Source organism: Streptomyces vinaceus (genome assembly GCF_008704935.1).
Lineage (GTDB): Bacteria > Actinomycetota > Actinomycetes > Streptomycetales > Streptomycetaceae > Streptomyces > Streptomyces vinaceus.
Genome location: NZ_CP023692.1, coordinates 1,634,134 through 1,660,215, shown reverse-complemented (window position 1 = coordinate 1,660,215; position 26,082 = coordinate 1,634,134). Strand labels below are relative to the sequence as shown.

At 74.8% G+C, this 26,082-nt stretch carries 19 protein-coding genes, 1 tRNA gene and 1 pseudogene; 11 read left to right on the top strand and 10 right to left on the bottom strand.

Annotated features, from left to right (window positions below; all coding sequences use genetic code 11):
* Entirely contained in the window at positions 1 to 2,265 is a 2,265-nt protein-coding gene (locus CP980_RS07380) for a thioesterase domain-containing protein (RefSeq protein ID WP_150493147.1), read from the bottom strand.
* Between the two features lie 187 nt (positions 2,266 to 2,452).
* Between CP980_RS07380 and CP980_RS07375 the strand changes: the two genes are divergently transcribed.
* Positions 2,453 to 4,513 (top strand): phosphocholine-specific phospholipase C, encoded by a 2,061-nt coding sequence (locus tag CP980_RS07375; protein ID WP_150493145.1) that lies wholly within the window; start codon positions 2,453 to 2,455, stop codon positions 4,511 to 4,513.
* A gap of 207 nt (positions 4,514 to 4,720) precedes the next feature.
* Positions 4,721 to 5,476, top strand: coding sequence for an alpha/beta fold hydrolase (locus CP980_RS07370; protein WP_150493143.1), 756 nt, complete (start codon positions 4,721 to 4,723; stop codon positions 5,474 to 5,476).
* 80 nt (positions 5,477 to 5,556) lie between these two features.
* Here CP980_RS07370 and CP980_RS07365 read toward each other — a convergent pair.
* Together CP980_RS07365 and CP980_RS07360 are read right to left on the bottom strand one after the other, a co-directional pair.
* Positions 5,557 to 5,629 (bottom strand) — tRNA-His (locus CP980_RS07365).
* A gap of 121 nt (positions 5,630 to 5,750) precedes the next feature.
* Positions 5,751 to 6,266: a hypothetical protein gene (locus CP980_RS07360; protein ID WP_229907413.1), complete on the bottom strand. Its 516-nt coding sequence runs from the start codon at positions 6,264 to 6,266 to the stop codon at positions 5,751 to 5,753.
* 300 nt (positions 6,267 to 6,566) lie between these two features.
* Between CP980_RS07360 and CP980_RS07355 the strand changes: the two genes are divergently transcribed.
* The gene (locus CP980_RS07355) at positions 6,567 to 7,640 is read left to right on the top strand and encodes an aminopeptidase P family protein (protein ID WP_229907419.1); all 1,074 of its coding nucleotides are present in this window, start codon (positions 6,567 to 6,569) and stop codon (positions 7,638 to 7,640) included.
* Between the two features lie 55 nt (positions 7,641 to 7,695).
* On the opposite strand, the gene treZ is transcribed toward CP980_RS07355, so the two are convergent.
* The gene (treZ, locus tag CP980_RS07350; RefSeq protein WP_150493139.1) at positions 7,696 to 9,450 is read right to left on the bottom strand and encodes a malto-oligosyltrehalose trehalohydrolase; all 1,755 of its coding nucleotides are present in this window, start codon (positions 9,448 to 9,450) and stop codon (positions 7,696 to 7,698) included.
* Between the two features lie 112 nt (positions 9,451 to 9,562).
* Here treZ and CP980_RS07345 point away from each other — a divergent pair, with 112 nt between their 5' ends.
* Both CP980_RS07345 and CP980_RS07340 read left to right on the top strand, forming a co-directional pair.
* The gene (locus CP980_RS07345; RefSeq protein ID WP_132759042.1) at positions 9,563 to 10,126 is read left to right on the top strand and encodes a DUF1707 and FHA domain-containing protein; all 564 of its coding nucleotides are present in this window, start codon (positions 9,563 to 9,565) and stop codon (positions 10,124 to 10,126) included.
* A 76-nt stretch (positions 10,127 to 10,202) separates the two neighbouring features.
* Positions 10,203 to 10,721: a GNAT family N-acetyltransferase gene (locus tag CP980_RS07340; RefSeq protein ID WP_132759041.1), complete on the top strand. Its 519-nt coding sequence runs from the start codon at positions 10,203 to 10,205 to the stop codon at positions 10,719 to 10,721.
* Here CP980_RS07340 and CP980_RS07335 read toward each other — a convergent pair.
* Both CP980_RS07335 and treY read right to left on the bottom strand, forming a co-directional pair.
* Complete coding sequence (locus CP980_RS07335; protein ID WP_425281767.1) at positions 10,711 to 12,081, bottom strand: M14 family zinc carboxypeptidase; 1,371 nt, start codon at positions 12,079 to 12,081, stop codon at positions 10,711 to 10,713. The genes CP980_RS07340 and CP980_RS07335 overlap by 11 nt on opposite strands.
* A gap of 147 nt (positions 12,082 to 12,228) precedes the next feature.
* Positions 12,229 to 14,535 (bottom strand): malto-oligosyltrehalose synthase, encoded by a 2,307-nt coding sequence (gene treY, locus CP980_RS07330; RefSeq protein ID WP_150493136.1) that lies wholly within the window; start codon positions 14,533 to 14,535, stop codon positions 12,229 to 12,231.
* An 82-nt stretch (positions 14,536 to 14,617) separates the two neighbouring features.
* Between treY and CP980_RS07325 the strand changes: the two genes are divergently transcribed.
* The gene (locus tag CP980_RS07325; protein WP_150493134.1) at positions 14,618 to 16,006 is read left to right on the top strand and encodes an MFS transporter; all 1,389 of its coding nucleotides are present in this window, start codon (positions 14,618 to 14,620) and stop codon (positions 16,004 to 16,006) included.
* Here the strand turns inward: CP980_RS07325 and glgX are convergent.
* Positions 15,991 to 18,105: a glycogen debranching protein GlgX gene (gene glgX / locus CP980_RS07320; protein ID WP_132759037.1), complete on the bottom strand. Its 2,115-nt coding sequence runs from the start codon at positions 18,103 to 18,105 to the stop codon at positions 15,991 to 15,993. The two genes, CP980_RS07325 and glgX, sit on opposite strands and share 16 nt — an antisense overlap.
* Positions 18,106 to 18,410: 305 nt before the next feature.
* Here glgX and CP980_RS07315 point away from each other — a divergent pair, with 305 nt between their 5' ends.
* A complete protein-coding gene (locus CP980_RS07315) occupies positions 18,411 to 19,709 on the top strand; it encodes an SAV2148 family HEPN domain-containing protein (RefSeq protein ID WP_150493132.1) in 1,299 nt (432 codons plus the stop codon).
* A 72-nt stretch (positions 19,710 to 19,781) separates the two neighbouring features.
* Positions 19,782 to 20,507, top strand: a complete 726-nt coding sequence (locus CP980_RS07310; RefSeq protein ID WP_132759036.1) for a 3'-5' exonuclease — start codon at positions 19,782 to 19,784, stop codon at positions 20,505 to 20,507.
* A gap of 255 nt (positions 20,508 to 20,762) precedes the next feature.
* Here the strand turns inward: CP980_RS07310 and CP980_RS07305 are convergent, their stop codons facing one another.
* Positions 20,763 to 21,623 (bottom strand): phosphotransferase enzyme family protein, encoded by an 861-nt coding sequence (locus CP980_RS07305; RefSeq protein ID WP_150493130.1) that lies wholly within the window; start codon positions 21,621 to 21,623, stop codon positions 20,763 to 20,765.
* Positions 21,624 to 21,686: 63 nt separating this feature from the next.
* Between CP980_RS07305 and mgt the strand changes: the two are divergent.
* Together mgt and CP980_RS07295 are read left to right on the top strand one after the other, a co-directional pair.
* Positions 21,687 to 22,954, top strand: a pseudogene (mgt, locus tag CP980_RS07300) (macrolide-inactivating glycosyltransferase).
* A 137-nt stretch (positions 22,955 to 23,091) separates the two neighbouring features.
* Positions 23,092 to 23,643: a DUF1697 domain-containing protein gene (locus CP980_RS07295; protein WP_150493126.1), complete on the top strand. Its 552-nt coding sequence runs from the start codon at positions 23,092 to 23,094 to the stop codon at positions 23,641 to 23,643.
* A 22-nt stretch (positions 23,644 to 23,665) separates the two neighbouring features.
* Here the strand turns inward: CP980_RS07295 and CP980_RS07290 are convergent, their stop codons facing one another.
* Positions 23,666 to 24,514: an aldo/keto reductase gene (locus CP980_RS07290; protein ID WP_132759032.1), complete on the bottom strand. Its 849-nt coding sequence runs from the start codon at positions 24,512 to 24,514 to the stop codon at positions 23,666 to 23,668.
* Between the two features lie 44 nt (positions 24,515 to 24,558).
* Between CP980_RS07290 and CP980_RS07285 the strand changes: the two genes are divergently transcribed.
* Positions 24,559 to 25,560, top strand: a complete 1,002-nt coding sequence (locus CP980_RS07285; RefSeq protein ID WP_150493124.1) for a ketopantoate reductase family protein — start codon at positions 24,559 to 24,561, stop codon at positions 25,558 to 25,560.
* A 24-nt stretch (positions 25,561 to 25,584) separates the two neighbouring features.
* On the opposite strand, the gene CP980_RS07280 is transcribed toward CP980_RS07285, so the two are convergent.
* Positions 25,585 to 26,025, bottom strand: a complete 441-nt coding sequence (locus CP980_RS07280; protein ID WP_150493122.1) for a hypothetical protein — start codon at positions 26,023 to 26,025, stop codon at positions 25,585 to 25,587.
* Positions 26,026 to 26,082 lie beyond the last annotated feature (57 nt).

Sequence of the window (26,082 nt, the reverse complement as noted above, 5' to 3'; positions counted from 1 at the left end):
TCAGCGGACCACCAGGGAGGTGAGGGAGGGCTCGTCGAGCCGGACGGAGGCGGCACGGCCGCCGAGGAGGAAACCGCGCACGGCGTACGGGCCGCCGCCGGGAGGGCGGGGGAGGATCTCGCGCTCGACGGTCCCCGAGGCCGCGAGCTCGGCGCCGGTCACCCGGCACAACTCGGTTCCGGCACCTGGCCGGTGGGGCCGGGGCCCGCCACCGTCCGCCGCGCGGACGAGCACGAAGTCGGGCAGCCCGGAGCCGGGGTCCCCGCCGGGGGAGAGCAGGCTCACCCGCAGTACGGCGGGGCCGCGCCGCAGCATCCGCCGGGGGCCCGGCAGGAGCCGGTACGCGATGGCCACGTCGGCCGGGAGAACGGCCTGCCCGCCGCCCCGCGGGGCGGCCGCGACCGCGTGCGCGCTGCGCGGGGCGGCGTACGCGGTGACGCGGAACGCGCCCGGTCCGACTAACAGTTCCAGTCCCTCGCGCAGGAACACGGCCCGTGCGAGGAGGTGTTCGGTGCGCTCGCCGCCGGACTCGGGGGTGAGGACGACCACGACCCGGCCCGCGCCGTCGGGCCAGTCGAAGCTGACCTTGGCCCGGTCGCCGGAGGTCCGCCGGACCGTGAGCCCGGTGACCGCCTCGGGGGCCTCGACCGTCACGCCCGGCCCGGCCAGTGCCCGCTCGCCGAGCACCGACACGGCGCTGACGGTGGCCAGCGTGCCGGGCGGCGGCTGCGCGATCCCCGCGGAGTCCACCCAGGTCAGCGCGGGCGGCAGCGCGGACGCCACGAGCTCGGCACCCTCCGCGGGAGCCGGCCCCGGCCACTGCACGAACCGTACGTCGCCCCCGTCGCCACCGCTCCACCGCAGCTCCAGCCCCCCGGCGCCGCGGGCGCGCGCGCTGAGGCCGGCCACCGGCTCGGGCCAGGGGTGCACGGTGACGGCGGCCCGGATCCCGCCGGAGACCACCTCGCCCCCGGCCCCCGCGTAGCGGCACCGCACCCGCAGCACGTACTCCCCGGCCCCGAGCCCGTCGGCCCGTACGCCCTCCCGCCCCGGCCCGGCGGAACCCGCGTCCGCCGCTGCGGCCGCGCTCGGGGCGCCGAGGTCCCTCGTACGTCCCTCGGGGTCGGTCAGGGCCACGCGTACCCCCGTCGCACCGGGCGGGCGCAGCCAGGTGGCCCCGATGCGGGAGCGGCCGTCCGTCAGGCGCAGTTCCGCCACCTCGGGGGCCACCAGCAGGGGGGCGCTGATCAGCGCGGTGCCGCCGTCGTCCGGCAGGGCCACGTACCGCACCTCGCGGCCGAGCGGGGCCCGGCGGTCCGTCAGCGGGCCCGCGCCGAGCGGCCCCTCCACCTCGGGGAGCGGGGTCGTCACCGGCTCGCGCCGGGTCAGCCGGACCACCCGCCAGATTCCGTCCGGGTCGGCTCCGGGCGGTCTGCGCAGCGCCACCCCGCCGGGTACGGGCGAGGCCTCCAGCGGACCGGGGTCCCCGTCGGCCGGCCGGTGGGTGCGGATCAGGCCCCGGACCGCGCGCGGGCAGTCCCAGGCCACCCGGGCCGCCCGCGCGTACGCCGCCGCGGCCCGTTCCCGGTCCGGCCGGTCCTCGTGGCCGCGGGCCTCGTCCAGCAGGGCGTCGGCCGCCCGTACCCGCTCGGCGAGCCCGGCCAGCCTTCCCGCCAGCAGCGGGTCGCCCCCGGCGGCGGCCCGCGGCAGCGCGGCGGCGCTGCGGGCCGCGGCCCGCACCCGCCCGGCCAGCCATTCGTCCTCCAGCCGCTCGGCGGCGGCCCGCCCGGCGGCGTCCAGCCGGGGGCTCGCGCCGGCGGCGTGCACGAGGGCCGCCGCCTCGTCGGGGTCGACGCCGAACCCGACGGCCGTGTCCGGGAGGTCCCCCCTGGGATGGTCGTGCAGCAGCCGCACCAGCTGGTACAGCAGGATCCGCCGCAGCGCGGCCGGGTCCCGCTCCTGGATCCCGGCCAGCCGGTCGAGCAACGCGCCCGCGCCGCCCTCGGAGTCCCCGTGTCCCGTCCGCAGCTCCCGCAGGGCCCGCGCCCCCACATGTCTGCGCCGCCCCGGACCCTCCACCGAGAAGATCCCGTCGAGCACCCGGAAGCGACCCCGGCCCGGGACCATCAGCTCGCCCAAATGGCGTAAGCCCAGGGCCTGTTGCGCGGATACGAGTTCCCCGTACCGTGCCACCAGCGGAGCGGCCGGCAGGCCGGAAAGTGCGCGGGACCGCCCCAGGGCATGCCCGAACTCGGTCCCCGCCATCTGCTCCGCACCCCCCGTGCAGTGTGTTTGGGAGGTCATTTCAGCAGATGCGCGGAGCGTCCGGGAGGTCTTTCCGTTCTCCAGCTGTACCGCGCCCCGTCACGAACCGATCTCCGTCCGGTACCCCGGGACCGCTCTCCTTGGGGCGCCCCTCGACATCCCCCTCACCCGCAGAGGTCGTCATCCCATGGCTGAACTGAACCGCCGCCGGTTCCTGCAGATCGCGGGCGGAACCGCAGCGGCCGCGATGCTCAACGAGAGCATCGCCCGCGCGGCCGCCATCCCGGCCCAGGGCACCACCGGCACCATCCAGGACATCGAGCACATCGTGGTCCTCATGCAGGAGAACCGGTCCTTCGACCAGTACTTCGGCACGATGAAGGGCGTACGGGGCTTCGGCGACCCGCGCCCCGTCCTCCAGGACAACGGGAAGTCCGTCTTCTACCAGTCCAACGGGACGAAGGACGTCCTCCCCTTCAACCCGCAGGTCAGCAACCTGGGCATGCAGTTCGTCGAGGGCCTCAACCACGACTGGGCCGGCGGCCACGCCGCCTACAACAACGGCAAGTACGACAAGTGGGTCCCGGCCAAGACGGCCACGACCATGGCGTACATGACGCGGAACGACATCCCGTTCCACTACGCGCTCGCCGACGCCTTCACGGTCTGCGACGCCTACCACTGCTCCTTCATCGGCGCGACCGACCCGAACCGCTACTACATGTGGACGGGCCACACGGGCAACGACGGAACCGGCGGCGGCCCCGTCCTCGGCAACCAGGAGGCCGGCTACGGCTGGAAGACCTACCCGGAGCGCCTGGAGGCGGCCGGGGTCTCCTGGAAGATCTACCAGGACATCGGCGACGGCCTGAACGCCGCCGGCGGCTGGGGCTGGATCAGCGACTCCTTCCGCGGCAACTACGGCGACAACTCGCTGCTGTACTTCAACAGCTACCGGAACGCCGCTCCGGGCAGCGCCCTGTACGAGAAGGCCCGCACGGGCACCAACGCCAAGGCGGGCGAGGGCTACTTCGACAAGCTGCGCGCCGACGTCACCGCCGGCACCCTGCCCCAGGTCTCCTGGATCGCCGCGCCCGAGGCCTTCAGCGAGCACCCGAACTGGCCGGTCAACTTCGGCGCCTGGTACATCTCGCAGGTCCTCGACGCGCTGACCGCGAACCCGGCGGTGTGGGCGAAGACGGCGTTCTTCATCACCTACGACGAGAACGACGGCTTCTTCGACCACGTCGTGCCGCCCTACCCGCCCGCCTCCTCCGCCTGGGGCCTGTCCACGGCCGACGTCACGCGGGACCTGTACGCCGGGGGCGGCGGGTACGCGGCCGGCCCGTACGGCCTCGGCCCGCGCGTCCCGATGATCGTGGTCTCCCCGTGGAGCAAGGGCGGCTACGTCTGCTCCGAGACCTTCGACCACACCTCCGTGATCCGCTTCATGGAGAAGCGCTTCGGCGTGCAGGAGCCCAACATCTCGCCGTGGCGCCGCGCGGTGTGCGGTGACCTGACCTCGGCCTTCGACTTCACGAGGGCGGACGCCTCGCCCGCGGCCCTGCCGTCCACGGCCGGCTACGTCCCGCCGGACCACAACGCGCACCCGTCCTACCACCCGGTCCCGCCGGCGACGGGCGCCCTGCCCAAGCAGGAGGCCGGCCGCAAGCCCACGCGCGCGCTGGGCTACGCCCCGTACGTGGACGGCAAGGCCGTCACCTCCACGGGCCAGTTCACCCTGACCTTCTCCTCCGGTCCCACCCTCGGCGCGCACTTCCACAGCACCTCGGGCAACCGGACCGACGGCCCGTGGCCCTACACGGTCGAGGCGGGCAAGACCCTCTCGGACACGTGGAGCACCAGCAGCTCCACCGGCAACCAGATCAACCTGACGGTCTGGGGCCCGAACGGGTTCCTGCGCACCTGGAAGGGCCCGGCGAAGAAGACCGGCCCCGAGGCCACGGCCCGCCACGACGCGGCGACCGGCAACCTGAAGCTGACGCTGACCAACTCCGCGGCGGCGGCGGTCGACCTCACGGTGACCAACGCCTACGGCGGCGCCCCCCAGACCCTGCGGGTCGCGGCGGCCGGCACGGCCACGTACACGGCGGACCTCTCGACGACGGGACGCTGGTACGACGTGACGGTCGTCTCCGGCTCGGACACCACCTTCCTGCGCCGCTTCGCGGGTCACGTGGAAACGGGCGCGGCAGGCCTCTCGGACCCGGCCATCAAGACCGTCTGACACGGTCGTCCGGTGCGCGCGGCAGCCGCCGTTCCAGGACCGCGAGGTCCGCGGGGCGGCGGCTGCGGGCGTACCGGGCAACAGGTCGCGGGCGGTGCCCGGGACGCGCGCACCGCGCGGGACGCCGGCTTCACGGTGTGACCGTGGACCGGGTGGGAAGAACGTACGGCGTCCGCTCAGCCAGGCCCCGCCACCGAGGGAGAACGCATGGCCATAGCCCATCGCAGGATCGGCACCGGCCCCGTCCGCGTCATCGTGCTGCACGACTGGTTCGGCACCAGCGCGAACTGGGGTTCCGTCCTGGACTACTTGGACCCCGAGGGGTTCTCGTACGTCTTCCTCGACTACCGCGGCTACGGGGACCGCAGGGACGTCACGGGCCGCTACACGGTCCCCGAGATCGCCGACGACGTCCTGGCGCTCGCCGACGAGATCGGCTGGGACACCTTCTGCCTCATGGGGCACTCCATGGGAGGCAAGGCCATGCAGCAGGTGCTGGTCCGGGCGCCCGAGCGGATCGAGAAGCTGGTCGGGATCAACCCGGTCCCCGCCGCCCCGTACGAGATGGACGACGCGACCCAGGCCCTCTTCCACGGCGCCGCCGCCAGCCCCGGGAACCGGCGGACCATCCTCGACCTCGTCACCGGCCACCGCGCGAGCCGCCACTGGCTGGACCGGATGGTCGCGCACTCCCTCGGCGTCTGCCGCCCGGAGGCCTTCGCCGCCTACCTCGCGAGCTGGCAGCCGCTGGACCTGTCGGCCGCCGTGAAGGGCAGCACCGTCCCGGTGCTGGTCCTCGTGGGGGAGAACGACCTCGCCCTCACCCCGGATGTGATGCGCGCCACCTGGCAGGTCTCGTACCCCGACTGCCGCGTCCACCCCCTGCCCGGAGCCGGGCACTACCCGCCGCACGAGACACCGGTCGCCTTCGCCGCGGAGGCGGAGGCCTTCCTGCGGGGCTAGGGGGTGTCCGGCCCCTGGGGCGGGGCGGGCACGAAAAACCCCTGGGGGTACGAGGAGACCTCGTACCCCCAGGGGATCAGGGTGAGTGACGGGACTTGAACCCGCGGCCACCTGGACCACAACCAGGTGCTCTACCAACTGAGCTACACCCACCACGAAGGGCGGCGGACCGCCCGTCGATGTGCATGCACAGCATAGCTGATCAGGAGGGGGGTCCCGCCACGCGTTATCGGCCCGGGCGTGTGCGACGGGCGCCGCCGCGGCTGGGCCCGGGCTACTTCAGGGCGGCCTTCGTGGCCACGATGATCAGGCCGAGGAAGAGGTTCACGACCCCCTCGGTCGCCAGCTGGCCCCGGCTGGCGCCCGCGCGGGCCGCGCCGAGGCACGCCCAGAGGACCTGCTGCCCCACCGACACGCCCATGGCCAGCCAGGCCGTCCCCGCGTAGCCCAGATCGAGGAGGCCGCTGAGGGCGACGGCGGCCGCGGGCAGCACGGCGGCCTCCACGATCGGCCACTCGTGGACCGCGACCCGCCGGATCTCGCGCAGGCTCCAGGGCTCGCCGACCACCCGCTCCCCGGCGAGCTGGGCGTAGACGTGCGTGGCCCAGAACACCAGGCCCGTGACCAGCAGCAGGAGGATGAGGTGGAGCCTCGGGTGGTCGCCGACCGTACTGGCCGTGGCCACCACGGAGGTGGCGAGGAGGGAGCCGTACACGGCCCCGGCCGAGTCGGTCCGGGATGCACGGCGGGGTCGGCCGTGACCTGCGGACATGCCACTGGGGATGCTCACGCCCCCACGATAGGGAGCCCGCCCCCCACCGCCGCCCGGGCACGCCGGGCCGCCCGGGCGGGGTGCGGCCGCCCCGACCCGCGCGGGCGGCCCTGCTCGCCGCGGCCCTGCTCACCGCGCCCCCGGCCCGTCGGGCCACGGCTCACCGCGGCGCGGTGCATACTCGCGCGGCGCCCGGCCCGGCGGGAGGATCGCCCCATGGACCTCGAACGCTCCCTCGACCCCGAACCCGGCCCCGGCCCTGACCCCGCCCCTGACCCCGAACCCGAACCGTTCACGCACGCCGACTACGCCGCCCGGATGGCCGCCGCCGCGCAGAGCGCCGCCGGCGCGGGGCTGGCCGGCCTGCTCATCGCCCCCGGGCCCGACCTCGCCCACCTCACCGGCTACCGGCCCGCCGACACCGAGCGGCTGACCCTGCTCGTGCTCGCCGCCGGACGGGAGCCCGTGCTCGTCGTGCCCGCCCTGGAGGCCCCCGACGCCGCCGAGGCCCCCGGGGCGCCCGCCCTGACCCTGCGCGCCTGGACCGACGGGAAGGACCCGTACGGGACCACCGCACCCCTCCTCGACCGGGGCGGCCGCTTCGGGGTCAGCGACAACACCTGGGCGCTACATCTGCTGGGCCTCCAGCGGGAGCTGCCCGCCACCTCCTACGCCCCGCTCACCGAAGTCCTGCCGATGCTCCGCGCCGTCAAGGACCGGCGGGAGCTGGAGCGGCTGGCGGCGGCCGCCGCGGCCGCCGACGCCGCGTACGCGCGGATCCTGGAGGTCCCCTTCGCCGGCCGGAGGGAGACCGACATCGCCGCCGACCTGGCCGCGCTGCTGCGCGAACACGGCCACTCCCAGGTGGACTTCACGGTCGTCGGCTCCGGCCCCAACGGCGCCAACCCGCATCACGAGGCCGGCGGGCGGACCATCGTGCACGGCGACATGGTGGTCCTGGACTTCGGCGGGCTCAAGCACGGCTACGGCTCCGACATCTCCCGCACGGTGCACGTCGGCGAGCCGGGCGTCGAGGAGCAGCGCGTCCACGACATCGTCCGCGAGGCCCAGCGGGCCGCCTCCGCCGCCGTCCGCCCCGGCATCGCCTGCCAGGACGTGGACCGGGCGGCCCGCGCGGTGATCACCGAGTTCGGCTACGGCGACCGGTTCATCCACCGCACGGGCCACGGCATCGGCGTGACCACCCACGAGCCCCCGTACATGGTCGAGGGCGAGGAGCAGCCGCTGGTCCCCGGGATGTGCTTCTCCGTGGAGCCCGGCATCTACCTGCCCGGGCGCTTCGGGGTGCGCATCGAGGACATCGTCACGGTCACCGAGGACGGCGGCCGCAGCCTCAACGACGCCCCGCGCGAGCTGGCCGTCGTGGGCTGACGCCGGCGGCCCGGGATGCCGGTCGAGCATCACCTGCGACGGGTCGGCGCAGGAATTACGGGCCCAGCAACACCACCGATTCGGCGGGGACATGGACGCGGCCGTCGGGCCCCGGGTGGGCCACCGGGTCCCAGGAGGCCAGCACCCGGACCCCGTTGCGGCCGAGTGCGATCGTCACCGGCTCGGCGGACAGGTTCACCGCCACCCGCACGTCGCCCCGCCGGAAGGTCACCCAGCGCCGCTCCTCGTCGTACGCCACGCGCACCGCCGCCAGATCCGGGTCGCGCAGGTCCGGGAGGGTGCGCCGGAGGGCGATCAGCGTCCGGTACCAGGCCAGCAGCCGGTCGTGCGGGGCGCGCTCCGGCTCCGCCCAGTCCAGGCAGGAGCGGTCCCGGGTGGCCGGGTCCTGCGGGTCCGGGATCTCTTCCGCCTTCCACCCGTGCGCCGCGAACTCCCTTCGCCGGCCGCTGCGGACGGCCTCGGCGAGCTCCGGGTCCGGATGGTCGGTGAAGTACTGCCACGGCGTGCCCGCGGCCCACTCCTCGCCCATGAACAGCATCGGCACGAACGGCCCGGTCAGCGCCAGCGCGGCGCCGCACGCCAGCAGTCCGGGGGAGAGGGAGGCCGAGAGCCGGTCGCCGAGGGCCCGGTTGCCGATCTGGTCATGGGTCTGCGTGTAGCCCAGGAAACGGTGCGCGGCGGTGCGCCGCCGGTCCACCGGGCGGCCGTGGCTGCGGCCCCGGAAGGAGGACCAGGTCCCGTCGTGGAAGAACGCCCGGGTCATGGTCTTGGCCAGCGCGGCGAGCGGCGCCTCGGCGAAATCGGCGTAGTACGCCTGGGACTCGCCGGTCAGCGCGCAGTGCAGCGCGTGGTGGAAGTCGTCGTTCCACTGGGCGTGCAGGCCCAGGCCCCCGGCCGCGCGCGGGGTCGTGGTGCGCGGATCGCACCGGTCGGACTCGGCGATCAGGAACAGCGGGCGGCCGGACTCGGCGGCCAGCTCGTCCACGGCCGCCGACAGCTCCTCCAGGAAGGGGAGCGCCCGTTCGTCGGCGAGCGCGTGCACCGCGTCCAGCCGCAGTCCGTCGATCCGGTAGTCCCGCAGCGAGGCGAGCGCGCTGCCCAGCAGGTACGCGCGCACCTCGTCGGAGCCGGCCGCGTCCAGGTTGACCGCCGCGCCCCACGGGGTGTGGTGGGTCTCGGTGAAGTACGGGCCGAAGGCGGGGAGGTGGTTGCCGGAGGGGCCAAGGTGGTTGTGGACCACGTCCAGCACCACCCCGAGCCCGGCCGCGTGCGCCGCGTCCACGAACCGGGCCAGCCCGGCCGGGCCGCCGTAGGGCTCGTGCACCGCCCAGGGCGCCACCCCGTCGTAGCCCCACCCGTGCCGGCCGGGGAAGGGGCAGACCGGCATCAGCTCCACGTGCGTGACCCCGAGCGCGGTGAGGTGCCCGAGGCGGGCGGCGGCCGCGTCGAAGGTGCCCTCGGGGGTGAAGGTGCCGATGTGCAGCTCGTACAGGACCGCGTCCTGGAGCCGGGTGCCGGGCGCCGGCCCCCGCGGGGTGAGCGGCTCGAAATCGACCACCGCCGAGAGGCCGTCGGGCCCGTCCGGCAGCCGCCGCCCGCGCGGGTCGGGCCGTACGGTCTCCTCCCCGGCGGCCACGCCCAGCAGGAATCCGTACCGGTCCCCGTCGACCGCCGCGGCTTCGGCGGTCCACCAGCCGGCCCGGTCCGGATCGCGTGCCATCTCGTACGTCGCGCCGCCGAGTCGCAGCGCGACCCGGTCTGTCTGCGGTGCCCACACCTCGAACTGCACGGACGGTTCCCCTCGTCTGCTGCGGTACCCGGAACGTGTGCCGGGCCCATCATCGCGCGGACGGCCGGAGGAGTTCTGGACACTCCGGCCCTGACGGGCCGACAATCACCCTGTGACGTCGAGTTTCGAGTTCCCCGCCTTCCCGGTACCGCGCCTGTCGGACGCGGAGCGCGACCGGGCGCTGGAGCAGCTCCGTGAGGGTGCGGCCCTCGGGAAGCTGTCCCACGACACGTTCCTGCGCCGTATGGAACTCGCCCTCGTCGCCCGCCGCTCCGAGGACCTCGCGGTCCTCACCGCCGACCTCGGCAGCCGCGCGGGCGCCGAAGGCGCGTGGACCCGCCGCGTCTTCGGCTGGGTGGGCCGGGTCTCGGCCGTGTCCGCCGGGGTCCGGCGGGCCTGGACCGCCGAGCGGCTGCCCAAGCTGCTGCTGCCGCACCCGAGCGCCCGTGCCCTGAGGATCGGCCGCGACCCGGGGAACGGGCTGCGGCTCACCGACGGCACGGTCTCCCGGGTCCACGCCGAGCTCGGGATGCGCGACGGGGTGTGGGTGCTCACGGACCTCGGCTCCTCCAACGGCACCACGGTCAACGGCCGCCGGGTGACCGGCTCGGTGGTGGTCCGGGACGGGGACCAGATCGGCTTCGGCCGGATGAGCTTCCGGCTCTCGTCGAGCTGAGGCCCGTCTCCCGGATCACGCCGGGAGCCGCGGCCCGCCCGCCCTCGTGATCACCCCGGGACCGATGATGGTGCCCATGGAACACGCAGACCCGAAGCAACAGCCGCCCGTCGTGCGTCCGGCGCGCCCCGAGGACCTGCCGCGCCTCGTCGAGCTCGTCCACGAGCACATCGCGTACGAGAAGTCCGCGCCCCGGCCCCCGGGCCTGGCCGACCGGCTCGGTCCGCAGCTCTTCGCGGACGGGGCCCGGCTGTGGGTGCTGCTGGCCGAGGCCCCTGACGGGTCGGTCGCCGGATACGCCGCCTGCTCCGCCGAGTTCGCGTTCTGGGACGCCCGGCACTACCTCCACATGGACTGCCTCTACCTCGCCGAGGAGGCTCGCGGCCACGGCCTCGGCGCCGCCCTGATGGCCGGGGTGGCCGACCTCGCCCGCACGCTCGGCCTCGACCAGGTCCAGTGGCAGACCCCGGACTGGAACGAGGGCGCGATCCGCTTCTACGACCGGCTCGGCGCCGCCGGCGCGCCCAAGCGCCGCTACTCCCTGGCCGTGGCCGTGCCGCCGTCCGGGGAGCCGGCGGCCGGGGCTACGCACTGACCGTCCCGTCGGGCTCGCCCAGCCGGCCGGGCCCCCCGGCCCCGTCCTCCAACCCCTGCGCGACGAGGCGCTCGTACGCCGCCAGGACCGTACGGGTCTGGTGCTCGACCTGCGTGGCCACCGGGATCCGGCGTGCCCGGAACCGGGCCGCGAACTCCTCGCACCAGCCGGTGACGAGCCGGTCCAGCCCCGGGGCCGCCGGATGTCCCTGGGCCCGGAGCACCCGCAGCAGCATCGCGGCGGCGCGCAGCGACAGCCGCCGCGCGAAGGCGTCGATGCTGCTGATGGCGGCCGCCGTGGCCTCGGCCGGGGCCCCGGCGCCGGTCCACTCCACGGTGATCCGGGGGATCAGCGCGAGGGTCCAGTCGACGGCGCGCAGCAGGGCGGCCGCTTCGGCGTCGGAGCCGGCGCCGGCGATGGCGCCGGCGTCCGGACCTCGGCCCGCCGCGGGATCCGCCGACGGCTCCCACGCCCTTGCCGACCGCTCCCGTACGCGGGCCACCAGCGCGGCGTCGGCGGCGAGCCGCCCCGCCAGGATCCGCAGGGCGCCGCGCGGGTCCGGGTGCGGGGCGGGGTCGTCCACCAGGTCCGAGGCCCACATGGGGACTTCGACGATGGCGGTGGTGCCCGCGTACCGGTGGGCGTGGTACCAGGTGCTGAGCCGGGTGTCCTCCGGGTGGAACGCTCCGTTCGGGTCGGCCCCGGCCTGCGGCATCACGAAGATCCCGGGGCCGGGGGAGGGCCAGCCGGCCGCGTCCGAGGCCCCGGTCTCCACCGGGATCCGCAGCTCGGCGGCCGATTTGGCGAACGGCTCCGCGAGGCCCGGTATGTCCCGGGTGAGCTGGACCCAGGACCCGCCGAGGTCGGTGCCGTGCAGGGAGACCTGGAGGGCGGGGCGCAGCTCGTCGATGAGTGCGGTCAGCGCGAGGGTCTCGGGCGGCAGCCGGTCCGGGGGCAGTAAAGACGGCGCCCACTCGGGCTGTTCGGGACCGGGGGGACGGAAGAAGTTGCGGTGGTAGTCGAGCAGGGAGCGGGGGCGGGGCGTGCGGTGCAGGGCCGCCCCGTCGGGGTCGGCGCACAGCAGGAAGTACCAGCCGCGGCCGGCCCGGACCACCGGGTCGTGGAGGACGCGCCGGGCGAGGGCGAGCGCGGTGGCGCCGCCGACGGGCTCGTTGGCGTGGGCCCCGGCGACGACGAGCACGCCCGCGCCCCGCGGGCGGCCGCTCGGCTCGACGCAGAGCAGCCACAGGGGCCGGCCGCCCCGGGAGGTCCCGGCCCGGCGGAGCCGGACCGGGCCGGGATGCTCGTCCGCCAGCGCGCGGGCGGCCACAGCAAGTTCGGACGGTGTGGGGTAGCACATGTCACGGAGGAGGGTCACGTCTGATGCAATGCCCGCCGTGCACGCCCCCTACTGCTCCGCGCGCCCCATAATTCCGGGAAACCCCTGGCCAACGCCTTGGAGCGGCGGCCTCGGAGCGGCCCTCCCCGGCGATTGCGGCGGCCCCTCTCAATCGTCCCCGCCCTCGCGTACCAGGAGGGCGACCGGGCGCGCCGAAAGCAGCTCCGCGAGCGGGGCCTCGCCCTTGTACGCGACTTCCCGGTCCAGCAGCGCCGTCCACTTCCCCGGCGGCAGCGGCAGCGCGGTGCCGCGCCAGCCGCCGCTCCCGGCCAGCCGGTGCGAGAGCCGGGTGACCGCCGCGACGAGCCCGCCCGGGCGGGCGAAGGCCAGGCAGTGCCCGGCCGCCGGGCCCCGGGCCGGCAGCGGGGCGTACCCGGTGAACAGCCCGGGCCGGTCCCGGCGCAGCCGCAGCAGGGCGGCCGTCAGCGCCAGCTTCTCCTCCGCGGGCCCGCGCGGCGCGGCTCCCGAGTCCAGCCGGGCCAGGGCCTCGCGCGGGAACCGGGCCGGGCGCCGGTTGTCCGGGTCCACCAGGGCCCGGTACTCGGTCTCGGCGCCCTGGTAGACCTCCGGGACCCCGGGCATCGCCAGGTGCAGCAGCGTCATGCCCAGCAGGTTCGCCCGGGCCGCCGCGGCGAGCTCCGGCGGCAGCTCCGGGTCCCGCGGCGCGTAGCCCGCGACCGTGCCCTCGTACGCCGGGTCCTGGTCGGTCCAGCTCGTGTGCAGGGCCGCCTCGCGCACGGCCTTGAGGAGGGCCTCCGCGAGGCGTTCGGCGCGCTCGGGGGCCTCCCCGAGGCCGAGCGCCGTCTGCCGGGCCACCCAGGCCAGCTGGGGATCGGGCCCGGTGGGCGCGCCCATCGCCTCGGGGGCCTGGGAGAGGGCCGAGATCCGGGCCCGGACGTCCGCGCTGCGCTTGGTGTCGTGCGTGGACAGCACCGTGCCGGAGCCGGGCCAGTCCCGGTCGAGTTCGGCGCAGTACGCGTGGAACTCGGCGGGCATGACGGCCGGTTGGCCGGGATCACCGCCGACCTCGGTGGCCGACAGCAGCGGGGCGTAGCGGTAGAAGGCCCGGTCCTCCAGCGACTTGGCCCGCAGCGCCGCCGAGGTCTGGGCGAACCGCGCCGCGAACGCCGGATCGCGCAGTACGAGGTCCCGTACGCCGGCCACCGCTCCCGCACCGGCCGCCGCGGCGGCCTCGGCCAGGGCGCCGGGGTCGAGCTCCGGCTCGCCGGGGTAGGGCCGGTAGACCGGGTAGGCGATCAGCAACTCCTTGACCCCGGCCGCCAGCCGCGGACCGGCGGCCCGCTCCAGCGCCGCCAGCTCGGCCGCCAGATCGCCGGTCAGCACCTCCCGCGCGCACGCCCGGGCCGTCTCCCGCCACTGCGCACTCCCGGTGAACTCCGTGTACCGGCGGGCCAGTTCCGCGGCCCCGTCCGGATCGGTGAGCACGCCGTCCACCCGGTGCAGGGCGTCGTAGCCGGTGGTTCCGGCCACCGGCCAGCCGCGCGGCAGCCGTTCGTGGCGGGCCAGGATCTTCTCCACCACCACCCAGCAGCCGTCGCCCACGGCCGTCCGCAGCCGCCGCAGGTACCCCTCCGGGTCCGCCAGCCCGTCCACGTGGTCGATCCGCAGCCCCCCGGCCACCCCGTCCCGGACCAGCTCCAGCACCTTCGCGTGCGTCGCGGCGAACACCTCCGGGTCCTCGACCCGGACCCCGATCAGGCCCGAAATGGTGAAGAACCTGCGGTAGTTGAGCCCGGTCCGGGCCTCCCGCCACCAGGCCGGCCGGTACCACTGCGCGGCCAGCAGCTCCGGCAGCGCCAGCCCCGCCGTCCCCTCGCGCAGCGGGAACTCCAGCTCCCCGTGGCGCAGGACGCCGCCGTCCCGGTCGGGCGTGAAGGAGTCGGGCCCGGGCGGCTCCGCGAGCACCGGCAGCAGCACCTGCCCGCCGCCCGCCTCCCAGTCGATGTCGAACCACCGGGCGTACGGGGAGTCCGGACCCTCCCGCAGCACCTCCCACAGAGGCGCGTTCAGCCGCAGCGGGGAGGGCACCGCCATGTGGTTCGGGACGATGTCCAGCACCAGGCCGAGCCCGTGCCCCCGCGCGGTCGCGGCCAGGGCGCGCAACCCCGGCTCGCCGCCGAGCTCGGCCCGGACCCGGGTGTGGTCGGTGACGTCGTACCCGTGCGTCGAACCGGGGACCGCCTCCAGCACCGGCGAGAGGTGCAGGTGCGAGACCCCGAGCGAGGCGAGGTACGGTACGGCCGCCTCGGCGGCGGAGAAGGGGAACTCCGGCCGCAGCTGGAGGCGGTACGTCGAACGCGGGCCGGGGACCGGGTCAGGCGCCGCGGACGACGCTGGAGTGACGGCTGCCAGAACATCAGATTCCGTTTGGGTGCGCTCATACGGCTGGCTCATGAGAACGTACGTACCCACCTTCACGGATTCCGTGCCATTACCCAATGCATCCGAGTGACTGCAACGGGTTAGCGTCGATCAAGTGGCCGGAACCGTCAACACCTATCGAAGAGTCATCGCCCTGACCGGGCCCCTCCTCCCGCTCCTCTCCTTCCTCGCGCGACTGCCCGTCGCGATGTCCCAGTTCGGGAGCGTGCTGCTGGTCGCGCAGACCAGTGGCTCGCTCGCCACCGCCGGCATCGTCGGAGGCACCCTCTCCGCCGGACAGGTGGTCTGCGGGCCCCTCCTGGGCCGGCTCGCCGACCGGCACGGGCAGCGGCCCGTGGTGCTCGCGGCGGCCGCCGTCAACGCGGTCGCCACCGCGGCCCTGGTCGCCGGAGCCCTCGGCGGCCTCGCCACCGTCCCGCTCGCCGCCCTCGGCGCCGTCACCGGGGCCTCGGTGCCGCTGATCGGGCCGCTCGCCCGGACCCGCTCCGTGGCCCTGGCCCACCGCGGCGAGGCCGGCGAGGGCGTGGTGGGAGCCGTCCACTCCCTCGAAGGCACCCTGGACGAGGTCTCCTTCGTCATCGGGCCGGCCCTCGTCGGACTCGCCGCGCTCGTGGCGCACCCCGCGATCGCCCTCGGCGGGGCCGCCGCGCTCGTCGCCGTCTTCGGCACCGCCTTCGCCCTGCACCCGACCGCCGCCGTCACGGCCGGGACGGGCCCGCGGGCCGGAGCGGGGGCCGGAGCGGGGGCCGGAGCGGGGGCCGGTCATGCGGCCGGTGCCGCGGCCGCAGGGGGCTCCGGCCGCGGCGGCGACGCTGCCCGCCGCCCCGCCCGGCACCCGCGCGTCGTGTACGCCGTACGGGGCTCCCTGCTCCTCCAGGGCGCCATGTTCGGCGCCTGCCAGGCCGGAATCGCCGCCCTTACCGCTCGTCTGGGCGTCCCCGGCCAGGCGGGCATCGTGTACGCCGCGATGGGCGTGGTCAGCGCCGCCGTGGGCCTCGCCCTCGGCGCGCTGCCCGCCCGGATCGGGCTGCGGCTGCGCTGGCGGGCGGCCACCGCCGCGGCGCTGGTGCTCTCCGTACCGCTGCTCTTCACCGGGAGCCTGTGGCCGCTGTACGCGGTCGTCACGGTGCTCGGGGCCGCGTACGCCCCGCACCTGATCACCGCGTTCGCGCTCACCGAGCGGGTCGTGGAACCGGTCCGGCTCGCCGAGTCCATGGCCTTCGCCGCCAGCTCGCTCGTGGCCGGGCAGGCCGCGGCCCTCGCCGTCTCCGGGCGGCTCGCCGAGCGGTACGGGCCCGCCGGGGCCTTCGCGGTCGCCGTCGGGGCGGCCGCGCTGTCCCTCCTCCTGGCGCTCGTGACCCGGGTGCCGGCCGCCCGGACGCACCCCGCCGCGCCGAAGGTCTTCATCCCGGCGCAGCAGACCGCCGCCGCGGACGGCGACCCCCGGCGGGCCGCCCCCGGGTCCTCCTACGCCGGGCGCTGAAGCAGCACCAGGCACCGCCCCGTCAGCGCCACCCGGTCCCCGGCCGCGTACTGCGGCCCGGTGCCGGGTGGCAGTACGTCCGGCCGCGCGGTGTCCACGACCAGCCGCCACTGCGCTCCGTGCCCGGCCGGGATGGTGAACTCCTGCGGATCGGCGCCCGCGTTGAACATCATCAGGAACGAGTCGTCGGTGATCCGCTCGCCGCGCGAGCCCGGTTCGGAGATGGCCTCCCCGTTCAGGAACACTGTCAGCGAACGCGTGTTCTGCGCCTGCCAGTCGCGGGCCCGCATCGGCTCCCCGTGCGGGGTGAACCACGCGATGTCGGAGAGCTCGTCGTCGGTCCCCTCCACCGGCCGCCCGTGGAAGAACCGGCGCCGCCGGAACACCGGGTGGTCGCGCCGCAGCCACACCATCCGCCGGGTGAACTCCAGCAGGGCGGGCGCCGGTTTGCCCGGCTCCGGCCAGTTGACCCACGACAGCTCGTTGTCCTGGCAGTACGCGTTGTTGTTGCCGCCCTGGGAGCGGGCGAACTCGTCACCGTGGCTGAGCATCGGCACGCCCTGCGAAAGCATCAGCGTGGCCGTGAAGTTGCGCATCTGGCGCTCGCGCAACTCCAGCACCTCCGGATCCTCCGTCGGCCCCTCCACCCCGCAGTTCCAGGACCGGTTGTGGGTCTCCCCGTCCCGGTTGCCCTCGCGGTTGGCCTCGTTGTGCTTCTCGTCGTACGAGACGAGGTCGTGCAGGGTGAAACCGTCGTGGCACGTGGTGAAGTTGATGGAGGCCAGCGGGCGGCGGCCGTCGTCCTGGTAGAGGTCGGAGGAGCCGGTCAGCCGGCCCGCGAACTCCGCCAGCGTCCGCGGCTGCCCGCGCCACAAGTCCCGTACGGTGTCGCGGTACTTGCCGTTCCACTCGGTCCACAGCGGCGGGAAGTTCCCCACCTGGTAGCCGCCCTCGCCCAGGTCCCAGGGCTCCGCGATCAGCTTGACCTGGCTCACCACCGGATCCTGCTGGACCAGGTCGAAGAACGAGGACAGCCGGTCCACCTCGTGGAACTGCCGGGCGAGGGTGGCGGCGAGGTCGAAGCGGAAGCCGTCCACGTGCATCTCGGTGACCCAGTAGCGCAACGAGTCCATGATCAGCTGGAGCACGTGCGGGGAGCGCATGAGCAGCGAGTTCCCGGTGCCCGTCGTGTCCATGTAGTGCCGGGGGTCGTCGGTGAGCCGGTAGTACGAGGCGTTGTCGAGCCCGCGGAAGGACAGCGTCGGGCCCAGGTGGTTGCCCTCGGCGGTGTGGTTGTAGACCACGTCGAGGATGACCTCGATCCCCGCCTCGTGCAGCGCCCGTACCGCCGATTTGAACTCCAGCACCTGCTGGCCGCGGTCACCCGAGGCGTAGCCGTTGTGCGGGGCGAAGAAGCCGATCGTGTTGTAGCCCCAGTAGTTGCTGAGCCCGTCGTCGACCAGCCGGTGGTCGTTGACGTACTGGTGCACGGGCATCAGCTCCAGCGCCGTCACCCCCAGCTTCGTGAGGTGCCCGATGACCGCCGGATGGGCGAGGGCCCCGTACGTGCCGCGCAGCTCCTCGGGCAGGTCGGGGTGGCGCATGGTCAGCCCCTTGACGTGCGCCTCGTACAGCACCGTGTGGTGGTACTCGTGGCGCGGCGGACGGTCGTTGGCCCAGTCGAAGTACGGATTCACCACGACCGAACTCATCGTGTGCGGGGCGGAGTCGAGGTCGTTGCGCGAATCGGGCCGGCCGAAGTGGTAGCCGTACACCTCCTCGCCCCAGTCGACGGTCCCGGCGATCGCCCGCGCGTACGGGTCCAGCAGCAGCTTCGCCGCGTTGCAGCGCAGTCCGCGCTCGGGCTCGTACGGGCCGTGCACGCGGAAGCCGTAGCGCTGCCCGGGCATCACTCCGGGCAGGTACGCGTGGCGCACGAAGGCGTCGGTCTCGCGCAGTTCGACCGCCGTCTCGGAGCCGTCGTCGTGCAGGAGGCACAACTCGATGCGTCGGGCGGCCTCCGAGTAGACCGCGAAATTGGTCCCGGCGCCGTCGTACGTGGCGCCGAGCGGATACGCCTGTCCCGGCCAGACCTGCATGGATACGGCTCTTCCCCTCGTCCCCCGGCTGGCGGGATGTGTCTTGGTGCCGATCCGGCGTGGACCGCGTCTGACCCAGATCTTCCCCGAAAGTGGGCGCGCAAGCGGGGACTTGGGATGCTCCTACCGGGTGACCCGGAGAGCTGATATGCGGGTCAGAGGACCATGTGGGCATCCGATAATGGGTCAACCGACCACCTGCGTACAGACCCTCGGACCCCATCGGGCTGCATCGGGCGCCGAGCTCGGAGTACCCTTCCGTGATCACTGGAGACGGGCGTCCAGACGCAGAAGGCGGTGCACGGGTGAGCTCGGGAGGTCTGGAGCTGCCCCCTGGTGACAGCGGTCACGAGGGCGGCCCGGCGGACGCCCCAGGAGGTGCACCCGGTGGTGCGCCCGGCGGGGTGTCCGGCGGCGCGTCGGCGGGGGTGTCGGCCGGGGCGGTGTCACTGGCCCCGGCGGAGGCCGGGAGTGCGCGGGCCGGGGCCGAGCTGGACTGGGGCGCGGACGCCTGGAGCGAGGTCCGCACCCGCGCGCAGCGCGCCGGCCGTGCGTACATCTGGCTGAACCTGATCGAACAGCGGCTGCGGGCCGTCGTCGGTGCGGTGCTGCGGCCGATCTACGAGCCCGTGCACGGCGGGGACGACTGGGTGGTCGCGGCCGCCGGGCCCGCCGGTCAGGAGTGGGTGCAGCGGGCCGTGGCCGTACGCGAGGTCAGCCGGCGCAAGGGTTACCTGCTGGACCCGGCCGACGACAACGTGCTGAGCTTCCTGACGCTCCCGCAGCTGCGGGAGCTCATGGTCCAGCACTGGCCGTGCTTCGAGCCGTACTTCGACGACCGGCGGGAGATCGAGCTGGCGCTCGACGAGCTGGAGGTCACCCGCAACGTGGTCTCCCGCAACCGCGCCCTGTCCCGGGCGGTGCTGGAGCAGGCCGAGCGGGCCTCGGCGCGGCTGCTGGAGGTGCTCGGCGGCGGAGCGGGCGCCCCGGGCGCGGACCGGCTGCCGATCGACGCCGTCGAGGACCTGGTGGGCGACCGGTACGCGGACGTCATCTCGGTCCACCCGGACCGGGTGCGGCTGCAGCGGCAGCTCCCGGCGGAGGACCTGTTCGGGGGCGCGCGCCGGCTCGACGCCATCGGCATAGGGCTCAACCTGCTGGTGCAGAACTTCTCGGGCCGAAGACTCGTGCGCCTGACGGAGGCCGGCTGCCGGGTCCGGCTGCTCTTCCTGAACCCGGCCAGCAGCGCCGTGAAGCGGCGCGAGCGGGAGCTCGGGCTGCGCAAGGGCGAGCTGAGCCGCTCGGTGGAGATGAACATCCTGCACGTGCGCCGGGTGCGGGCCGGGCTGCGCGACCCCTCGCGGTTCGAGATCCACGTCTTCGACGAGACGCCCCGCTTCACCGCGTACCTGGTGGAGGGGGAGACCTCGGGCATCGCGGTGGTGCAGTCCTACCTGCGCCGGGCGCGCGGCATGGAGGCGCCGGTGCTGGTCCTGCGGGGCGCCGGCACCCGGGGCCCGGCGCGGGACGCGGACCACGGGCTGTTCCCGACGTACCGGGAGGAATTCGAGTCGATCTGGGAGGACTCCCGCCCGGTGTCCTGACTGTCAGTGCCCCGTGGCAGGCTGAAAGTCATAGACCGAAGGTGCACGGGGAGTGCGGGGGAGGGGCGCGGCATGGGGGACTGGCACGGCGGTGTGCTGATCGGATTCGACCTGGAGACGACCGGCACGGAGCCGGGGGAGTCGCGGATCGTGACGGCGGCGCTGGTCGAGGTACGGGCGGGCGAGGTGTGCGGCCGGCGCGGCTGGCTGGCGGATCCGGGGATACCGATCCCGGAGGGCGCCTCGGCGATCCACGGGATCAGCACGGAGCGGGCGGTGGCGGAAGGCCGCCCCGTGCGGGAGGTCGCGGACGAGGTGGCCGGGGCCCTGGTGGAGCACTGGCGCCGGGGAGCGGTGGTCGTCGCGTACAACGCGGCCTTCGACCTGACCCTGTTGACGGCCGAGCTGGCCCGGCACGGACTGCCCTCCCTGGCGGACCGGCTGGGCGGGACGGAGACCGGGCCCGTGGTGGACCCGCTGACCATCGACCGGGCCGTGGACCGCTACCGGCGCGGCAAGCGGACGCTGGAGGCGGTGTGTGGCGTCTACGGGGTCACCCTGGACTCCGCGCACGACGCGGGCGCGGACGCGCTGGCCGCGGTGGAGGTGGCCCGGGCGATAGCGGCCCGCCATCCGGAGGTCGCTGCCCTCACCCCGGCCGCGCTCCACGCCCGCCAGGGCACCTGGCACGAGCGCTGGGCCCGCGACTTCCAGTCGTACCTGCGCCGTCAGGGCGCCCCGGACGCGGTGATCGACCCGCACTGGCCGTTGCGCACGGCGCTCCCGGCGACGGCCTGAGGGTTCGGGCCGGCCACTCCTCGCGGTAGACGAGGTGCAGGTCGCGGTCGAGCGGGCGCCGGACGCCGGTGTCCTGCGGTTCGCCCGCCGACGCGGCGTTGGCCCGCAGCGGCAGGTGGCCCAACGACCGGGGCGAGCGCGCGGACCGGGTCCGGGCCGGCCGGATGACCTTGAACTCCGCCGTGCCAGGCGGGCGGTGTCGATCGTGGTGGGCAGTCTCATGTGCCGTCCTTGGTGGTACGGCATCTTGTATCTCTAGAACGCGTGCCAGCGGGTTTCCGGGTCGGCGTCGCGCAGGGAGGTGACGCGGCGGCGGAATTCGGCCAGGGCCTGCGGGTTGCGCGGGGCGTGCTGGGCCACCCAGGCGCAGCTGGCCGTTTCGCGGGCGCCGCGGAGCACCGCGCAGCCCTCCCAGTCGCGCACGTCCCAGCCGTACGCCGCCGTGAAGGCCTCGTACGCCTGCGCCGGCAGGCCGTACCGGTCGCGGGAGAGGGCCATCACCACCAGGTCGTGCTCGCGCAGGTCGGCCGAGACGGTCTCCAGGTCCACCAGGACCGGCCCGTCCGGGCCCACGTGGACGTTGCGGGGCAGGGCGTCGCCGTGGATCGGACCCGGCGTCAGGTGCGGGGTGAGCGCGGCCACCTCGTCGGCGTACGCGTCGCGCCGGGCCCGCAGGTACGCCGCGTCGGCGGGGTCGACCGAGTCGCCCGCCAGCCGGAGCCAGCGCTCGACCCCGCCCAGCAGGTCCCGCGCGGGCAGCGCGACCGGCGCCGCCCCGAGGGCGTGGATCTGCCGCAGCAGCGCCGCCAGGTCCTCGGGGCCGGCCGGGCGGACCGCGTCCGGGAGGCGGTGCCACACCGTCACGGGGTGCCCCGCCACCAGCCGCGCCCGCGGCTCGGCCGCGCGGACGGCCGGGACCCCGGCGCCTTCGAGCCAGCCCGCCACCGCGAGCTCCCGCTCGGCCCGCTCCAGCAGAGCGGCCTCCCGGCCGACCTTCACCACCAACTCGTCCACCGCGAACACGGCGTTCTCGCCGAGGGCCAGCAGCGCGCCGGGCCCGGCCCGGCCCGTCAGGCCCGCTGCCGTCAGTACGTCCCTGGCCTGCGCCTCGTCCATGCCGTGTCTCCGTCCCTCCGGATCCGGATCTTCGTGGATCCGCCCAGTCTCGCACCCCGCTCCGTGACCGGCCGGAAATCCACGTTGCACGAGACGTATCGTCTCGTTAGCCTCGGTGCATGATCTCAGCCAAGCCCGCCCACATCGCCATGTTCTCCATCGCCGCCCACGGGCACGTGAACCCGAGCATCGAAGTGATCCGGGAACTCGTCGCCCGCGGCCACCGCGTCAGCTACGCGATCCCCGCCCCCTTCGCCCAGAAGATCGCGGAGACCGGCGCCACGCCGGTGATCTGGAACTCCACCCTCCCCGCCGACGACGAACCCGAGGCCTGGGGCACCGAGCTCATCGACCACCTGGAGCCCTTCCTGGCGGACGCGGTCCAGGCCCTGCCGCAGCTCGCGGCGGCCTTCGAGGGGGACGAGCCCGACCTCGTCCTCCACGACGTCACCTCCTACCCGGCGCGCGTCCTCGCCCACCGCTGGGGCGTTCCCGCCGTCTCCCTCTCCCCGAACCTGGTCGCCTGGACCGGGTACGAGGAGGAGGTCGGCGAGCCGATGACGGCCGAACTGCGCGCCACCGAGCGCGGCCGGGCGTACTACGCCCGCTTCCGTGCCTGGCTCGACGAGAACGGCATCGAAGAGGACAGCGACCCCTTCGTCGGCCGGCCGCGCCGCAGCATCGTCCTCATCCCCCGAGCCCTCCAGCCCCACGCCGACCGCGTCGACGCGTCCGTCCACACCTTCGTCGGCGCCTGCCAGGGCGACCGCAGCGCCTCGCAGGGCATCTGGGAGCGCCCGGCCGCGGCCGCCGGGAAGAAGGTGCTCCTCGTCTCCCTCGGCTCCACCTTCACCAAGCAGCCCGCCTTCTACCGCGCCTGCGCCGAAGCCTTCGGGGACCTCCCCGACTGGCACGTCGTCCTCCAGATCGGCAAGTTCACCGACGAGGCCGAACTCGGCGCGCTCCCCGCCAACGTGGAGGTCCACCGCTGGGTCCCCCAGCTGGACATCCTGCGCCAGGCCGACGCCTTCATCACCCACGCGGGCGCCGGCGGCAGCCAGGAGGGCCTCGCCACCGCCACCCCCATGGTCGCCGTCCCGCAGGCCGTCGACCAGTTCGGCAACGCCGACATGCTCCAGGGCCTCGGCGTCGCCCGGCACCTCCCCATGGAGCAGGCCGACGCCCGCACCCTGCGCGAGGCCGTCCTCGCACTCGTCGGGGACCCCCAGGTCGCCGCCCGCGCCGAGGCGATCCGCGCCCAGATGGCCACGGAGGGCGGTACGCGACAGGCCGCCGACCTGATCGAGGCCGAACTGGCCGCGCGCCCCTGACCGGCCGTGCGCTCCTGACCGGCCGTGCGCTCCTGACCGGCCGTGCGCTCCTGACCGGCCGGGCGTCCCAGGCCGGCCGAGCGGCACGCACGGTCCACGCGGCCCGCGTTGTCCGTGCGTCGCCCTATCGTTCGGTCATGACCACGAAGAAGTACGCGGCCCTGCTGCGCGGGATCAATGTCGGCGGGGCCAAGAAGGTCCCGATGGCCGAGCTGCGCGAGGTCCTGACCGACCTCGGCCTGACCGGCGTGCAGACGTACCTCCAGAGCGGGAACGCCGTCTTCACGAGCCCGGAGAAGGACCCGGCCGCCCTCGCCCGCGAGCTGGAGCGGGCCATCGAGACCCGCTTCGGCTTCGCGGTGGCCTGTCTCGTCGTCGACGGGGAATACCTGCGGGCCGTCGCCGAGGGCTGCCCCTTCCCGGCCGCCGAACTGGAGGGCAAGCAGCTGCACGCCACCTTCCTCTCCGCGCAGCCCGGTGAGGAGCGTTTCGCCTCGATCGACGGGCCCTCCTTCCTCCCGGAGGAGTACCGGATCGGCGACCGGGTCGTCTACCTCTACGCCCCGGACGGCCTGGGCCGCTCCAAGCTGGGCGAGGCCCTCCACAAGCCCGCCGTGTTCAAGGGCATCGACGCGACCAGCCGCAACTGGAACACCGTCGTCAAACTCGTGGAGCTGACGCAGGACTGACGCCGCCGGCGGGGCGCCGACCCTACTCGCCGAGCGCGTCGAGGACGGACCTCTCCTGCGGCGTCAGGCGGATCGTCGCCGCGTCCAGGTTCTCCGCCAGGTGGGCCAGCGAGCCCGTCCCCGGCGTGGGGCACAGCACGGGGGAGCGGTGCAGCAGCCAGGCCAGCGCGATCTGTCCCGGCCCCGCCCGGTGCTCGGCGGCCACCGCGGTCACCGCCGCCGCGCTCTCGCGCGTCAGCGCGCCGCTGCCCAGCGGGTAGTACGGAAGGAAGGCGATCCCCCGCGCCTCGCACAGCGCGAGCACCTCCGCCGAGGACCGGTCCACCAGGTTGTACGGGTTCTGCACGGCGGCGACCGGGACGACCTCCAGCGCCCGCCGCAGCTGCCCGGCGGTCACCGTGTCCAGGCCGATGTGCCGGATCTTGCCCTCCGCCCGCAACTGCGCCAGCGCCCCCAGCTGTTCCGTCTCCGGGACCTCGGGATCGAAGCGGTGCAGCTGGTAGAGGCCGATGCTCTCCACGCGCAGCCGCCGCAGGCTCGCCTCGCACATCGCCCGCAGCTGCTCGGGCCGCCCCGCCGCGTGCCACCGGTCGGGACCGGTGCGCACCACCCCGCCCTTCGTGGCGATGACCAGCCGCTCCCCGTACGGGTGGAGGGCCTCGGCGATCAGCTCCTCGGCCAGGTCGGGGCCGTAGTTGTCGGCGGTGTCGATGAGCGTGACACCGCGCTCGACGGCGGTGAGCAGCAGGGCCAGCGCCTCGGCACGGCTGCCGCGCGGGCCCCAGTAGCCGGGGCCGACCAGGCCGCCCGTGCCGAGGCCGAGCCGCCGTACCGGAAGGTCTCCGCCGAGGAGCAACACGTCGTCCGCCATGCCCCGACGGTAACGCAGGCCGCCGGATGTGCCAGGCTCCCGGCATGCGTTACATCATCATCGGCGCCGGGGCGATCGGCGCGAGCATCGGCGGACGGCTGGCGGAGTCGGGCGCCGAGGTCGTCCTCGTCGCGCGCGGCGCCCACGCGGAGGCCCTCAAGACGGACGGGCTGCGGCTCACCACGGCGGACGGGACCCGGGTCCACCGGCTCCCCGTGGTCGCGGGCCCCCCGGAACTCGGTGAACTGCGGCCGGACGACGTGCTCCTGCTGACCGTCAAGACCCAGGACGCGATCGCCGCGCTCGACGCGTGGGGCGACGCGGAAGTGGCGGGCGGCGGTACGGCGGCGCAGCGGCTGCCGGTGCTGTGCGCGCAGAACGGGGTGGAGAGCGAGCGGCTGGCGCTGCGCCGCTTCGCCCACGTGTACGGGGTCTGCGTCTGGCTGCCGGCCACCTTCCTGGAGCCGGGCGTGGTGTCCGCGCTGTGCGCGCCGCTGACCGGCGTCCTGCACCTCGGACTCGCGGCCGGGGGCGCGGACGCCCGGGCCGACCGGATCGCGGCCGACCTGGAGAAGTCCGGCTTCGCGGCCCCGGTCACCCCGGACGTGATGCGGTGGAAGTACGCGAAGCTGCTGGGGAACCTGGGCAACGCCGTCCAGGCGACGACGGGCCCGGAGCCGCACCCGGCGAAGGCGGCGCTGCTGCTGCGCGCCCAGCGGGAGGGGCGGGCGGCGCTCGGGGCGGCGGGGATCGCGTACGCCTCCGACGAGGAGCAGGCGGCGGCCCGCGACGGCAAGGTCGAGCAGCCCCCGGGCGTGCGGGGCGGTTCGTCCTGGCAGTCCCTGCGCCGGGGCACCGGCTCCATCGAGGCGGACTACCTCAACGGCGAGATCTCCCTGCTGGGGCGCCTGCACGGGGTCCCGACCCCGGTGAACGACACCCTCCGCCACGCGGCGAACATCTTCGCCCGCGAGGGCCTGCCGCCGGGCGCCATGTCGGTCGAGGACCTCACGGCCCTGGCCGACGAGGCGGCGGCCAGGGCCTGAGGGCTGCGGCGCAGCGCCAGTACGTCAGAACGTGCGGTCGCTGCGCCAAGTGGCCTGGCTGGAGGGGTTGTTCAGGTCGACCGTGATGCCGGAGAGGCGGCGGTCCGGGCCCAGGGAGCCGGTGTACCGGCCCCTGGGGCCGTGGTTCCACTGGACGATGAAGTAGATGTCGTTCCCGGTGACGGACCCCTCCTGCACGGTCCCCACGGTGTTTCCGGACGACGTGGACCCGAAGAGGTTGCCGTTGCCGTCCTGCCTCAGGTCGATCCGCACGGTGGCGTTGGACTGGTAGATGGTCCAGACCCCGCTGGCGTTGAACCCGGCGGCCCGGGCCTCCCGCACCGTACTCGGCGCGGTGGCGGGGACGGTGGGGGCGGCGTTCGCGGGGGCCGTGAGACCCGCCCCCGCGGCGGACAGGATCAAGGCGGCGGACGTGGTGAGGAGCTTGCGCGTACGGCGTGACATGGACATATGCCCTCCAGGGGCGGCCAGGACGATCGATTCCGTTGTGTGTTGCACGGA